This window comes from Candidatus Salinivivens marinus (assembly GCF_965655845.1).
Taxonomy (GTDB): Bacteria; Pseudomonadota; Alphaproteobacteria; order Rhodobacterales; family Rhodobacteraceae; genus Salinivivens; species Salinivivens marinus.
Window position 1 is genome coordinate 49569 of record NZ_CBFHHX010000006.1, and the last position, 14777, is coordinate 64345.

At 41.4% G+C, this 14777-nt stretch carries 13 protein-coding genes; 6 read left to right on the top strand and 7 right to left on the bottom strand.

What is annotated here, in order from left to right:
- Positions 1 to 115 precede the first annotated feature (115 nt).
- Positions 116 to 3004: an isoleucine--tRNA ligase gene (ileS, locus tag ACTF5Q_RS06795; protein ID WP_438953884.1), complete on the top strand. Its 2889-nt coding sequence runs from the start codon at positions 116 to 118 to the stop codon at positions 3002 to 3004.
- A gap of 61 nt (positions 3005 to 3065) precedes the next feature.
- Here ileS and ACTF5Q_RS06800 read toward each other — a convergent pair whose 3' ends face one another.
- On the bottom strand, positions 3066 to 3500 hold the full coding sequence (locus ACTF5Q_RS06800) for a nucleoside deaminase (protein WP_438954008.1): 435 nt from the start codon (positions 3498 to 3500) through the stop codon (positions 3066 to 3068).
- 79 nt (positions 3501 to 3579) lie between these two features.
- Here ACTF5Q_RS06800 and ACTF5Q_RS06805 point away from each other — a divergent pair, with 79 nt between their 5' ends.
- Positions 3580 to 4428, top strand: coding sequence for a pseudouridine synthase (locus ACTF5Q_RS06805; protein ID WP_438953885.1), 849 nt, complete (start codon positions 3580 to 3582; stop codon positions 4426 to 4428).
- On the top strand, positions 4428 to 4871 hold the full coding sequence (gene dtd, locus ACTF5Q_RS06810; protein WP_438953886.1) for a D-aminoacyl-tRNA deacylase: 444 nt from the start codon (positions 4428 to 4430) through the stop codon (positions 4869 to 4871). The genes ACTF5Q_RS06805 and dtd overlap by 1 nt, the downstream gene beginning before the upstream one ends.
- 43 nt (positions 4872 to 4914) lie before the next feature.
- On the opposite strand, the gene ACTF5Q_RS06815 is transcribed toward dtd, so the two are convergent.
- Entirely contained in the window at positions 4915 to 6405 is a 1491-nt protein-coding gene (locus ACTF5Q_RS06815; RefSeq protein ID WP_438953887.1) for an AAA family ATPase, read from the bottom strand.
- Positions 6406 to 6563: 158 nt separating this feature from the next.
- On the bottom strand, positions 6564 to 7841 hold the full coding sequence (gene ccrA, locus ACTF5Q_RS06820; protein ID WP_153693681.1) for a crotonyl-CoA carboxylase/reductase: 1278 nt from the start codon (positions 7839 to 7841) through the stop codon (positions 6564 to 6566).
- A 321-nt stretch (positions 7842 to 8162) separates the two neighbouring features.
- On the opposite strand from ccrA, the gene ACTF5Q_RS06825 reads away from it, so the two are divergent.
- The 3 genes from ACTF5Q_RS06825 to deoD all read left to right on the top strand — a co-directional run bounded on the left by ACTF5Q_RS06825 (position 8163) and on the right by deoD (position 11380).
- A complete protein-coding gene (locus ACTF5Q_RS06825; RefSeq protein WP_438953888.1) occupies positions 8163 to 10130 on the top strand; it encodes a methylmalonyl-CoA mutase family protein in 1968 nt (655 codons plus the stop codon).
- A gap of 89 nt (positions 10131 to 10219) precedes the next feature.
- Positions 10220 to 10666 carry a GNAT family N-acetyltransferase gene (locus tag ACTF5Q_RS06830; protein ID WP_438953889.1) on the top strand — a complete coding sequence of 149 codons (447 nt, stop codon included), beginning with the start codon at positions 10220 to 10222 and terminating at the stop codon, positions 10664 to 10666.
- Positions 10667 to 10669: 3 nt separating this feature from the next.
- Positions 10670 to 11380, top strand: coding sequence for a purine-nucleoside phosphorylase (gene deoD / locus ACTF5Q_RS06835; protein WP_438953890.1), 711 nt, complete (start codon positions 10670 to 10672; stop codon positions 11378 to 11380).
- Positions 11381 to 11399: 19 nt separating this feature from the next.
- On the opposite strand, the gene ACTF5Q_RS06840 is transcribed toward deoD, so the two are convergent.
- Genes ACTF5Q_RS06840 through sdhC form a run of 4 tightly spaced genes read right to left on the bottom strand, consistent with a single transcriptional unit; the run spans position 11400 to position 14774 of the window.
- A complete protein-coding gene (locus ACTF5Q_RS06840) occupies positions 11400 to 12179 on the bottom strand; it encodes a succinate dehydrogenase iron-sulfur subunit (RefSeq protein WP_153693650.1) in 780 nt (259 codons plus the stop codon).
- A 10-nt stretch (positions 12180 to 12189) separates the two neighbouring features.
- Positions 12190 to 14001, bottom strand: coding sequence for a succinate dehydrogenase flavoprotein subunit (sdhA, locus tag ACTF5Q_RS06845; protein WP_438953891.1), 1812 nt, complete (start codon positions 13999 to 14001; stop codon positions 12190 to 12192).
- A gap of 10 nt (positions 14002 to 14011) precedes the next feature.
- A complete protein-coding gene (gene sdhD / locus ACTF5Q_RS06850) occupies positions 14012 to 14353 on the bottom strand; it encodes a succinate dehydrogenase, hydrophobic membrane anchor protein (RefSeq protein ID WP_438953892.1) in 342 nt (113 codons plus the stop codon).
- Positions 14354 to 14390: 37 nt separating this feature from the next.
- A complete protein-coding gene (gene sdhC / locus ACTF5Q_RS06855) occupies positions 14391 to 14774 on the bottom strand; it encodes a succinate dehydrogenase, cytochrome b556 subunit (protein ID WP_438953893.1) in 384 nt (127 codons plus the stop codon).
- Between the last annotated feature and the right edge of the window lie 3 nt (positions 14775 to 14777).

The window sequence follows — 14777 nt, forward strand, 5'->3', positions numbered from 1 at the left end:
GGACATCATTCTTCCTAATTATTTGCCCGGCGCTTATTGATTAGAAGTGGCCGGGACTAGCTATCTACAAATCAAATCAATTCGAAAAATACCAAAAAATTAGAGAACATTCGTAATGTGTGCTGAAATACCAGACTACAAAGATACCTTAAATCTGCCAAAAACAGATTTTCCAATGAGAGCCGGATTACCAAAACGAGAACCAGAATGGCTCGCAAAGTGGGAAAATATTAAGGTTTATGACACTCTTCGCCAAAAAAAGAGCAGATCTTCATTTATATTACATGATGGCCCCCCATATGCGAACGGACATCTGCATATTGGCCATGCACTTAACAAAATTCTGAAAGATATGGTCGTTCGTAGCCAACAAATGATGGGAAAAGACGCGAGATATATCCCTGGATGGGATTGTCATGGATTACCAATTGAGTGGAAAATCGAGGAACAATATCGGTCCAAAGGAAAAAATAAAGACGATGTTGATATTATAGATTTCAGACAGGAATGCCGAAAATTTGCCGCTGGCTGGGTAGAGACCCAGAGGGAGGAATTCAAAAGATTAGGAGTTATGGGAAAGTGGGAAAACCCATACCTTACAATGGACTTCCATGCTGAAAGAGTAATCGCAGAAGAGTTCATGACATTCTTAATGAATGGGACCCTTTACCAAGGATCGAAACCTGTAATGTGGTCACCGGTTGAAAAGACTGCATTGGCAGAAGCTGAAATAGAATATCATGACCACAAGTCTCACACCATTTGGGTCGCCTTTAAAATTAAAAATGCATCAGCGAAAATATCAAAAGCTCGAATAGTTATTTGGACCACGACACCGTGGACCATTCCATCAAATCGCGCAATCGCCTTCAATCCCAAAATTTCTTATGGTTTATATCACGTTGATGAAACATCAGAGGAAAGTTGGACCGCAAAAGGTGAGTACTATATAATTGCTGACAACTTGGCCAGTGAAACATTAGAAAAATCTAGAGTTACCAAACACACGAGAGTTAAAGATGTTCTGAGTTCCGAGTTAAAAGATTGTGTGTGCCAACACCCCTTCTCAGAATTAGATTCATTTTGGAGCTATGATGTACCAGTAATAGATGGAGATCATGTTACAGACGATGCAGGCACAGGGTTTGTGCATACGGCGCCCAGTCACGGAGCAGACGACTATGAGTGTTTTTTAAAACGTAACTGGCTGGACAGAATGACCCACAATGTGGGTGAAGAAAGTGAATTTTTGGCACATGTCCCCTTCTTTGCAGGTCTTACAGTTTTCGATCGAAAAGGCAAAGAAGGGAAAGCGAACACTGAGGTTATAAATAAACTTGTCGAGGCCGGGAATATTATTGCTCGAGGACGTCTGACCCACAGCTATCCCCATTCTTGGCGGTCAAAAGCACCAATAGTTTTCAGAAATACACCACAGTGGTTCGCAGCTATTGATAAGAAAGTCGATGATACTTTTGATGAATATGGCGATACAATTCGGCAAAGAGCGCTAAAGTCGATTGATAAGCTCGTTCAGTGGACGCCAAAAACTGGACGCAATCGACTGTATTCAATGATAGAAGCAAGGCCAGACTGGGTCTTGTCTCGGCAGCGAGCATGGGGAGTTCCGCTTACTTGTTTTACGAAAAAAGGCGCCCAACCGACTGATCGTGATTTTTTACTTCGTAATGAGCAAGTAAACAAACGGATTGCGGAAGCCTTCGAAACAGAAGGTGCAGACGCTTGGTATAAGCAGAATGCAAAAGAGCGTTTTTTGAAAGGACTAGAAAATCCAGATCATTACAACCAAGTTTTTGATATCTTAGATGTTTGGTTCGATAGCGGCTCAACACACGCTTTTGTTTTAAGAGACCGCGACGATGGATCTGACGACGGTTTTGCTGATTTGTATCTAGAGGGAACTGATCAACATAGAGGTTGGTTCCATTCATCGATGCTTCAGTCATGCGGGACAAAGGGACGGGCGCCGTATCATGGCGTTCTAACGCATGGGTTCACGCTGGACGAAAAAGGCACGAAAATGTCAAAGTCTTTGGGAAATACGATAGCTCCCGAGCAAGTTATCAAGCAATATGGTGCTGATATTTTAAGATTGTGGGTTGCTCAATCGGACTATACTGCAGATTTACGAATTGGGCCTGAAATTTTGAAGGGTGTAGCGGACAGTTATCGAAGACTGCGAAACACAATGCGTTTCATGCTGGGATCACTTAGTGATTACGATGTATCAGACGAAACAGTCTCAAATGAAATGCCAGAATTAGAGCGTTGGGTTTTGCATCGGCTTTGTGAGTTAGATGAAAAAGTACAACAAGGATACGACTCTTACGATTTTCAGGGTGTTTTCCAAGCCGTTTTTACCTTTGCAACCGTAGATTTATCATCCTTTTACTTTGATATCCGGAAAGATGTCCTCTACTGCGATGGAGATACCATCGAACGAAGATCGGCTCGAACAGTACTGAACTTACTTTTTCATCGTCTAACGACATGGTTAGCACCGATTTTGGTATTTACAATGGAAGAGGTCTGGCTTGAACGTTATCCTGACAAAGATAGTTCCGTTCATCTTGTAGATATACCAAACACACCATCTGAATGGCGGGATGATAAACTCGCAAAAAAATGGTCAATTGTAAGGAACTACAGACGACTAGTCACATCTGCTCTAGAATTACAGAGGGTAGATAAGGTCATTGGATCTAGTTTAGAAGCCGCACCAACCGTTCATGTACAAGACAAGGATGCGCTTTCAGTTCTAGAATCTGTACCCTTTAAGGATATTTGTATAACCTCCGATATAAAACTTACTTCTGCAAATCCCCCTAAAGACGCATACAGGTCAAGTGAAATTGATGGCGCTGCAGTTGATTTCAAGAAATCAGTTGGAACGAAATGTGAGCGATGCTGGAAAATTCTACCCGATGTAGGAAATTTCAAGCACCCGAGCACATGCGGTCGGTGCAGTACAGCCCTTAAATAGTTTACAAGCCAATTACCAACCCTTTTGGTCCAATGACTTATAGCCATATTCTTTGAATATTTTACTGTCTTAAATCGCCAAAAAAACTCGACATAAGTCCAACTACTTCTTCTTCACATATTCCCGGATATATTTCAGGTCGATGATGCGTTTGACTGTGTGAAAAGATACGAGCACCTTGTTCAACACCACCTGATTTTATATCACTCGCACCATAATAGAGCCGGCGAATTCGAGAAGCTGAAATTAAGGCAGCGCACATAGCACAAGGTTCCAAAGTAACATATAAATCACAACCAATTAATCTTTCATTTCCTAGAACTTGGCAAGCTTCCCGGATTACTAATACTTCAGCGTGGGCTGAGGGGTCTTTGAGTTCTCGAGTTCTGTTTCCTGACTTTGCCCAGATATCACCAGCTGGACCTAACAATACCGCACCCACTGGAACCTCTCCCGCAGATTGCGCTATTTTAGCTTGTTCTATGGCCATTTTCATAAAATTTGTGAAGCCACTACTAGTAAAAGAGTTCAATTGGCCCTTCCTAAATTATTAATAATAACATACACAAATTCTAATGAAACACCAAGCAAACAAATGCGAGCGTATTGCTAAAATCATTGCTAGAGCTGGGCTAGCAAGCAGAAGAGAATCCGAAAAATTAATCCTAGATGGACGGGTCAAGGTGAATGGTAAGACTATAAATAGTCCTGCGCTGAATCTAACTAAAAACGACGTCATAGAAGTTGATGGTAAATTATTGTTACCACCAGAACAGACACGTTTATGGATATATAATAAACCTGTTGGTCTCGTCTCTACCTCAAAAGATGAAAAAAATCGCCCGACTATTTTTGACAATCTGCCAAAGGAACTGCCGAGAGTAGTTTCAATCGGAAGACTGGATTTAAACTCCGAAGGACTATTGCTGCTAACAAACGATGGAGAACTAAAAAGACGTCTTGAATTACCCTCAACTGGTTGGCTGAGGCGATACCGAGTACGAGTTAAAGGTAAGTTGAAGGATAGTATGCTCGAACCATTAAGGCACGGAATTTTTGTAGAAGGCACACACTTTAAACCAATGGATGTTTCCTTTGATCGTCAAACGGGCGCAAATGCTTGGCTAAGTATTGGGCTTCGTGAGGGTAAAAACCGAGAAATCCGCAAAGCACTCGGCTTTGTGGGATTATCTGTAAATCGGTTATTGAGAATTAGCTTCGGAGATTTTGAACTTGGCACGTTAAAAAAGGGTGAAGTCCAAGAGGTTCGATTGAGTAGGGTAAAGAACTTACTAAAAGATAGAGTTGATAATTCGCAAGCAGAAAAAAGCCAGAAAAAGTATTCTGGAACAAAAAGCTTAAATGATAATAGTAACATTTCGGGAAAACGTAACGTTAATAGAAGTGAAAGGCGAAATAAGTAATGAGGGTACTCTTACAAAGGGTTTCATCAGCAAAGGTATATGTCGATGGCAAACTTAAGGGTAGCTGTGCTAAGGGACTCTTAATTTTTGTTTGCGCTATGAAAGGCGACGACGAGAATGTTGTAAATACACTTACACAAAAAATTTCAAAACTAAGGATCTTTGAGTCATCTGAAGGAAAGATGGACTTAACTCTTCATGATATCGGTGGAGAAGCGTTAGTTGTTTCACAATTTACGTTAGCTGCAGACATTAAAAAAGGAAACCGACCTGGTTTTTCAAGTGCTGCAAACCCACAAGACGCAAACTACTTCTATGAACTTTTCATTGCGAACCTCAAACGAATAAAAATTCCAACGCAGCAAGGGGTATTTGGCGCTAGCATGAAAGTCGAATTATTGAATAACGGTCCTGCAACTTTTTGGCTCGATAGCAATAGCTGATCAATTATATTTGCTCATGTAATTTGCCACTGGCTTTGACCACTTAATTTAGATCGGAAATATCAAGAGGGCTAACTGGCTTCGACAAACGACTACGGGTAATCCAATAGAGTTTTTCCTGGGCACGCGTTATTGCAACATATGCTAGCCTTTTCCAAAGTGGCAAACCTGACTCCATCCTGTTGGTCTGGGCTGCCGCGTAAATATCTGGCCCAAAAACTTGTACATTTTCCCATTGTGAGCCTTGAGCTTTATGAATAGTCACAGCAGAGCCATGCAGAAAAACAGCTCCCATAGTGGCAGCAAACGGAATGAATGGTTCATCTTCATTCGGCAGTTCAATTTTGATTATTGACGCAGCTGAAAGCCTAGGCGCATCAGACCCCACCACAAAAAGCTTTGAGAACCCCATCTTTTTACCAGGTCCTAGATAAATAACGTTAGCACCTTTAGTTAGTCCACGAGCTTCAAGATCAATCCTTTTTTTCCTATGTTTAAGTGGTAATTCCAGTCCATCACAAATAAGCGGTTCACCTTCAAGTAATCTATCATTTGGCGCATTATATACAGTGCGAAAAGCATTTATTAACCTTATTCGAGTAGCATTCCGCCAAACCAGAACTGGGCTACGGGCCATAAGATCTACATTCACTCTTTGAGCCCAAACAACTCTATTATCTTCGTTTGCAATTTCACGTAATTGCCGTTCAAAGTCTGTAAAGTCGGTTGCAGTATCTAGTAAAAAATTTGAAAGCTTTAGAATTGGATTATCCGAAGCCTGCCTGTGAATTTGTGATAGAACTGACTTATTCTCAGACGAAAGCTTGTCAAAAATCATCCGTCCTGATTGGTTGATTGGCGCGAGTTGAGCTGGATCGCCAAATAATATTAAGGTTGAAAAAATCTCCTTCAAATCATTTAACTGATCATCATCAAGCATTGATGACTCATCAATAAAACCAATGTCCAAGGGCTCTTCTCTCCTTTTCCAGCCACTTATAAAATCAGAGCCTTTCAGGCCCGCCGCTGCCAGCGCCCCAGGAATAGACTTATTAGATCTGTAAAAATCCCATGCGCGACTTAACGAATTCTCTGACAAACCATCCAAAACAGGCTTTTCATCTCTTTCACCGACCAGCCACTCCACTATTCTTTCATAATCGGGATCATAAACGGGGGTATATAGTATTCGGTGAATAGTAGTTGCGGGCACACCTCTCATTCGGAGTATATTTGCCGCTTTATTTGTCGGAGCTAAAATTGAAATTGTACGCTTTTTCTTATTTTTCCTAATTTCAAAATCACCCGATATACTTTCTACACCGACCTCAACCATTTTTTCAGTTATATGACTTAATAACGCAGTTTTACCTGAGCCGGCACTTCCTATAAGCGCGTGTACTGATTTAGTCTTAGGAATTTGCGCTGAAATTTGACCAGTTCTTAAATTTATTCCGGCTCGCTCTAAAATAACCAAAACATTACTTAGAGCTTGGTCTTGATCAAAAGATAGCGGGTTAAAATTCTGATGCATTTTATGCACCATATATAAAAGATTAATGCTTACCAGTTAAACATGATAAAAAGGTATAGTTTACCGTTATATAGTTAATTTATTAAATGCTTTTATTATTTAGAGTGGATAAAATTGTACAAAGTAGTTTCAAGCTGGCTTAAGCCAGCTTGGTTCTCTTATTTAATTACTTCTTCAAATGTCGATAGACCAATACGCGGGCTTTGTACTAAAACTGCCATATTTCCTGGTTTATGTTCATTTTTCATCATTTTAGTATGGGCCTGAGGAATTTGATCCCACGGAAGCACTTCTGACATACATGGATCAAGGCGACGCTCGACCATCAGCCTATTTGCAGAAGCTGCTTGCTTTAAGTGAGCGAAGTGACTGCCCTGGATTCTCTTTTGGTGCATCCATAAATACCTCACGTCAAACGTGCAGTTATAACCGGTGGTGCCAGCACAAATCACGACCATTCCTCCTTTTTTACAGACAAATGTTGAAACAGGAATAGTCGCTTCACCAGGATGCTCAAAAACTATATCTACATTATTACCCTTACCAGTGAAGTCCCATATTGCCTTACCAAATTTACGAACTTCTTTGAACCATTCAGCGTACTCTGGAGTATTTACAGTGGGTAATTGACCCCAGCATTTGAAGTCATTCCGATTAATAACACCTTTTGCTCCCAGGCCGAGGACAAAGTCTCGCTTACTTTCATCAGATATTACTCCGATTGCGTTACCACCGGCCGCTTTAACTAACTGGATCGCATATGAACCAAGTCCTCCAGATGCACCCCATACCAAAACATTCTGTCCAGGCTTTAATTCATGTGGATCGTGACCGAACAGCATTCTGTAGGCTGTGGCTAGTGTCAAAGTATAGCAGGCACTTTCTTCCCAACTTAAATGTCTAGGTCGTGGTAAAAGCTGCTGAGCTTGCACGCTAGTAAATTGAGCAAAAGACCCGTCTGGAGTTTCATATCCCCAAATGCGCTGACTTGTTGAATACATAGGGTCACCACCATTACATTCTTCGTCGTCGCCATCATCTTGATTACAATGAATTACAACTTCGTCACCAACTTTCCAGTTACGCACTTTATCACCTACGGCCCAAACGATACCTGATGCATCAGAGCCAGCGATATGATACTCTGCGTTGTGACCGTCAAAAGGCGATATGGGCACTCCCAAACCAGCCCAAACGCCATTATAATTGACGCCTGCAGCCATAACTAGCACTAATACCTCGTTACCAGATGGCAGTGGTGTATCAACAACTTCTACTTGAAAGGCCTTTTCTGGCTCACCATGCCTTTCTCGGCGTATTGCCCATGCATACATTTGTTTTGGAACATATCCAAATGGAGGTATTTCACCTAACTCATATAAATCTTTTTCTGGTGCATCATAGGTTGGGTATGCAACGTCAGCGTCTAAGGCCATAATCATCTCCATATTAAATTTCTCATGATTGCCGCAATGCAGAATCATATCTGCCGCAAGCATTATAATTCTCCACGAAAGATTGCAACTTTTATTGTATCTAATTTGTAATTTTATTGCTTTTTCAAAATACGAACCATATTAAGTAGTAGCTCAGTTGAGGGTTTAAAAAAGATTTTGTTTCAATATCGATTAAAATATCCTGCTAAAAAGCGTTCAATATCTTTTGCCGCGATGCAGCGAATTGACTCCGACATAATATTTCATTATCTACCCTCCAAGTCTAAGATTATTTCGAAAAGAATACTCAAGGAGTTTTAGATGTCACAAACTACAAAAGATCGTCCGTGGCTTATTAGAACTTACGCTGGACATTCAACAGCCTTAGCATCGAACCAACTCTACAGATCAAATCTAGCCAAGGGGCAAACTGGACTTTCGGTAGCTTTCGACCTTCCAACTCAAACAGGATATGACAGTGATCATCTGCTTGCCCGCGGTGAGGTTGGAAAAGTTGGTGTACCCGTATGTCATCTTGGAGATATGAGAACCTTATTTGACCAAATCCCTTTGGATCAAATGAATACTTCGATGACCATTAATGCTACAGCTCCATGGCTTCTAGCTCTGTACATAGCGGTAGCTGAGGAACAAGGAGCTGACATCCGAAAACTACAAGGCACTGTTCAGAATGATATAATTAAAGAATACCTTAGCAGAGGAACATACATTTGCCCACCTCAAGCTTCTCTAAAGCTAATAGGTGATGTTGCAGAATACTGTTATTCAGAAATCCCAAAATGGAACCCAATGAATGTTTGTTCTTACCATTTACAAGAAGCAGGCGCCACTCCAGAACAGGAGCTTGCATTCGCATTAGCAACAGCCACCGCGGTTTTGGATGAATTGCGCCCACGTGTTTCCAAAAAGGAGTTTCCACAGCTCGTGGGAAGAATTTCGTTTTTTGTAAATGCGGGCATTCGATTTGTGACAGAAATGTGCAAAATGCGCGCTTTCGTAGATCTATGGGATGAGATTTGCACAAAGAGATATGGTGTTTCTGACCCAAAGTATCGCCGTTTCAGATACGGCGTACAAGTGAACTCTTTAGGATTGACAGAGCAACAGCCTGAAAACAATGTTTACCGAATTCTAATCGAGATGCTAGCTGTAACCTTGTCAAAGAAGGCTAGAGCAAGAGCTGTTCAACTGCCTGCTTGGAATGAGGCATTGGGTTTACCACGTCCCTGGGATCAGCAGTGGTCAATGCGAATGCAACAAATTATGGCATACGAGACAGACTTACTCGAGTACGAGGATCTATTTGATAATAATCCAGCAGTTGAAGAAAAAGTTAAAATTTTAAAAGATGGTGCGCGTCACGAATTGGCAAACCTTGATAGTATGGGAGGTGCAGTTCAAGCAATCGAATACATGAAATCAAGGCTCGTGGATTCAAATGCAGACCGGCTCAACAAAATTGAAACGAATGAAACAGTTGTTGTTGGTGTAAACAAATATACATCCACCGAAGAGTCTCCTCTTACTACAGGTGACAAGGGTATTATGATTGTTGATCCAGCAGTCGAAAATGAACAGATTGATAGACTAAATCAGTGGCGCGACGGAAGAAATGCTGAAGTAGTAGAAAAAGCACTAGCTGAGCTTAATGATGCTGCAAAGAACGGCGATAATATTATGCCTGCTTCGGTAAACGCTGCTAAAGCCGGCGTAACAACCGGGGAATGGGCTGCGATTATGCGATCAGTATATGGTGAATACCGCGGACCTACTGGCCTGTCAAAATCGAAATCAAACAAAACTGATGGCTTGGATGAAATACGTTCGGCTGTAGACTTAGTATCTGACAAACTAGGACGAAGATTAAAGTTTCTTATGGGAAAGCCTGGTCTCGATGGGCATTCAAACGGTGCCGAACAAATTGCTTTTCGTGCCAGAGATTGTGGAATGGAAATAGAATATCAGGGAATTCGCTTAACGCCAGAGCAACTGGTTGATGCAGTTCTAGAAACACAACCACATGTTATTGGGCTATCTATTCTATCTGGAAGCCACATACCGTTAGTAAAAGAAACATTAGAAAGGCTGTCAAAAGCGAATTTGAACCATATTCCATTGGTAGTTGGAGGAATAATCCCTGACGAAGACGCCACTGCACTTAAAGCAATGGGCGTGTCTAAAGTTTACACTCCAAAAGACTTTGAGCTAAATTCTATAATGATTGATATAGTGGAGCTCGCAGATCCCCAACGAGTAGCAGCTGAATAACTTTGCCATTGCAGAGACCTTCTCAAAAAAGCTTGGATGTTTATTCTGGTGTATGATAGATAAAATACTTCAGAAAAACAGGCCAAACGATGACTAAAAGTTTCAATATTAGACCACTAGAAGAGCAAGACAGGGATCAATGGCAGTTTATCTGGGGAGAATATTTGAGGTTTTACGAAACGAAACTGCCACTGGAAATATACTCTGAAACCTTCTCTCGACTAATCAATAGAGATAACAAAAATCAATGCTGTTTAGTTGCTTACAGTGGAGATAAGCTACACGGGCTAATACATTATATTTTTCATGCTCACAACTGGCGGACGGAAGATGTATGCTATTTGCAAGACTTATTCACGCTGAAAGAAATGCGGCGTCATGGTGTTGCAAAAGCTTTAATTCAATCTGTCTACGAGGCGGCCGATGAAAATGGAACTTCGTCGGTCTACTGGATGACGCAAGAATTTAATCATGATGCACGGAAATTATACGATCAAATTGCATCTTTAACCCCATTCGTAAAATACCAAAGGTAAATAATGACTACTCACATTGGAGCTAAAAATGATGAAATCGCCGAAACGGTTCTTTTACCGGGAGATCCAATGCGAGCAAAATGGGTGGCAGAAAACTTTCTGACGTCTCCTCGTCTCGTAAACCAGGTTCGAGGAATGTTTGGCTACACAGGATCTTTCAATGGAAACCGCGTTACTATACAGGGCAGTGGTATGGGAATGCCTTCCCTTTCAATTTATGCGAATGAACTCATAAGGGATTATGATGTAAAAACTTTAATTAGAATTGGTTCATGCGGCGGAATGCAGCCAAATATAAATATTCGCGATATAGTCATTGCACAAACTACCAGTTACATATCAACGCCTTCTTCTACTATAATGAAAGAAGTAAGCTTTTCTCCATGTGCAGATTTTGAACTTCTGCATAAAGCTTATAATTTTGCAAAGAGTAAAGGCATTAAAACCCACGTTGGAAATATTTATTCTTCAGACACTTTCTATGACGAAAGACCAGATCTTAATGAGCAAATGGTCAGACATGGTATTATGGCTGTAGAGATGGAGGCGGCTGAACTATATACTTTAGCTGCGCGTTTTAATAGAAAAGCGCTTGCAATCTTAACTGTATCTGATCATCTTCAGACGGGAGAGGCCCTGCCATCTGATGAACGAGAAAAGACATTTGCTCAAATGATCGATGTGGCTCTGGCAGCAGCGTTTCCAGCCAAATAAAACGTCATAAAAGTTTTCGCTAAAAACTTCTCTCTACCATCATTTTTTTTACCTCAGCTATTGCTTTGGCAGGATTAAGTCCCTTTGGACATGTATTTGTGCAATTCATTATTGTATGACAGCGATATAGTTTAAACGGGTCTTCAAGCTCACCCAGGCGTTCGCCGGTCGCCTCATCTCTGCTGTCAATAATCCAACGATAAGCGTGAAGCAAAGCAGCAGGACCTAGGTACTTATCACTATTCCACCAATAAGATGGACATGAGGTCGAACACGATGCACACATTACGCATTCGTATAGGCCATCCAATTTCTTCCTATCTTCGATAGACTGTTTCCACTCCTTTGCCGGCCTGTTGGATTTGGTCTCTAACCATGGCATTATCGAGGCATGTTGGGCATAAAAATGAGTTAGATCAGGAATAAGGTCTTTAATCACAGGCATATGAGGTAGAGGGTAAATATTTATATCCCCTTTTATGTCGTCAATTCCATGAATGCATGCCAAAGTATTAATACCATCTATACTCATAGCACATGATCCACAAATCCCTTCACGACAAGATCTACGGAACGTAAGGGTCGGGTCTATCTCTGTTTTAATTTTTATTAAAGCATCCAAAATCATTGGACCACAGTTATCAATATCTACGAAGTAAGTATCTAAGCTAGGGTTTTTTGTATCATCTGGCGACCAACGATAAATGTTAAAGACGCGTAAATTGTTAGCTCCTTCAGGCTTTGGCCAAGTTTTGCCCTTCTTTATTCTACTATTCTTTGGAAGTGTTAGTTGTACCATGCCATAACCTCTAAAATGTCCGCTCTTTTGGTGCTATTTTTTCCAAACTTATGCCTCCCTGCTCTTCGGACGAAAGAGGCTCTTTTATTACAGGCCGATAGCTTAAATCAATTGAATTTGCGTTGTCAGAAAATCTTGCGATCGTATGTACACGCCATTTTTCATCATCACGACTCGCAAAATCTTCATGAGCGTGTGCACCTCGACTTTCTTTCCTGGCTTCAGCACCCCAAATAGTACTTAATGCGTTCGGCATTAGATTTGTAAGCTCTAATGTTTCCATCAAATCACTATTCCAGACTAGACTTCTGTCGGTAACTGACAAATCTTTTACATCAGATGCAATTTTATTCATCTTTTTGACACCATTCGCGAGCGTCTCTGATGTTCTAAAAACAGCCGCATCCTCTTGCATGGTTTTTTGCATTTGCAACCTGAGGTCAGCTGTCGGAATTTCACCTTTCGCATAACGGAGATTGTCAAAACGATCAAAAGCTTGGTCAATTGATAGCTTATTTAGTTCTGGATTAGATGAACTTGAATCTACAACTTCACCAGCTTTTATTGCCGCTGCTCTTCCAAAAACCACGAGGTCAATTAAAGAATTAGAACCTAATCTATTAGCCCCATGAACTGAAGCGCAACCAGCTTCGCCAACAGCCATTAAGCCTGGCACAATTTCATTTGGGTTTTCTGGTTTAGGACTCAAAACCTCACCCCAATAATTTGTGGGGATACCGCCCATGTTATAATGAACCGTTGGGAGCACTGGTATTGGCTCTTTGGTAACATCGACTCCAGCAAAAATTTTTGCAGACTCAGAAATGCCAGGAAGCCTTTCCGCAAGCGCATCTTCTGGTAAATGACTCAGATTAAGATGTATGTGATCTCCTGACTTACCCGCGCCTCGACCTTCACGAATTTCCATAGTCATGCAGCGGCTTACGTAATCTCTGGGAGCTAAGTCTTTATAATGTGGAGCGTACCGCTCCATGAAACGTTCTCCCTCTGAATTCGTCAAATAACCACCCTCACCTCGAGCCCCTTCTGTAATTAAACAGCCTGAACCATAAATGCCGGTTGGGTGAAATTGTACAAACTCCATATCTTGAAGCGGAAGTCCAGCACGAGCAATCATGCCACCACCATCACCGGTACATGTATGAGCTGATGTTGCGCTAAAATACGCCCTCCCGTAGCCACCGGTTGCGAGGACAACCATTTTCGAGTTAAACACATGGAAGGACCCATCATCCAACTTCCAGCAAACAACACCTTGGCAGCGCCCATCTTCGGCCATTATCAAATCAACAGCAAAGTACTCAATATAGAATTCAGCGTTCTGCTTCAGTGATTGACCATATAATGTATGCAGGATTGCATGACCGGTCCTATCCGCCGCCGCACACGTTCTTTGAACTGGCGGTCCGTCACCAAATTCTGTCGTATGACCGCCAAACGGACGTTGATAAATCTCACCCTTTTCAGTTCTACTGAAAGGAACCCCATAGTGTTCCAGCTCATATACAGCCTTAGGTGCTTCTCTAGCCAAATACTCCATAGCATCGGTGTCACCAAGCCAATCCGAGCCTTTAACCGTATCATACATATGCCACTGCCAATGATCAGGACCCATGTTTCCAAGTGAAGCCGCTATGCCACCTTGTGCCGCTACGGTATGCGAACGAGTAGGGAAAACCTTTGTTATGCAAGCTGTTTTGAGACCTTGCTCAGCCATGCCCAAAGTTGCACGAAGTCCTGAGCCACCGGCGCCCACAACAACTACATCATACTCGTGGATTTCATGAGAATATGCTTTCAATGAAAAGTCCCTATAACAATATTTTAGTCAACGCAAAAAGTGTTAGTCCAATCAACAGATAAGATAAGGCAATGGTAATATTTATCCATACTTTGCTCATACTTCCGTGCACATAATCCTCTATCAAAACCTGAACTCCACTTTTAAAATGTAGCAGACCTACTGTAAAAGTTAATGCGACGATAAGCGCATAAATAGGCTGTTCAAGTTTCGCCAGAATTATTTCACGTTTTTCACCAACAATAGGTGCTATTGTAAATAAAAAAAGTGGGATCAGCAGTACTAATATCATAGAGCTAATTTTCATGGCTCTAAAGTGCGAGGTTCCTGTTTTAATCATTTTGAATGTCATTTATCTGATACCTTAATATAATTAATGTACAATGAGTTCACAAAAATAAAACGGTTACGAAGGTCAAAGCAAAGGAGCCAATCACCACAGACCAGCCTAAAAGTCTTGATTTTCTAATATCAAGCCATACCGCGTGATCCCAAATAAGATGCCTAATGCCTGCTAAAGTGTGATACCAAAGGGCCCAGAGAGATCCAATTAAAATCAGCTTGCCAAACCAACTCGAAATTATCGCATTTACAGCCCGAAAACTAGCATCAGAAGTAGCTGCAGCAAGTAACCAACTCACAAATAGTATAACGCCAACAATCAGTGCATTACCAGTAATCCTCGTAAGAATTGAAGTAATAGCATGCAACTGCCATTTATAAACTGATAGATGCGGTGACAGTGGGCGTTGATTACTCTTTGAAGTCGACATTGT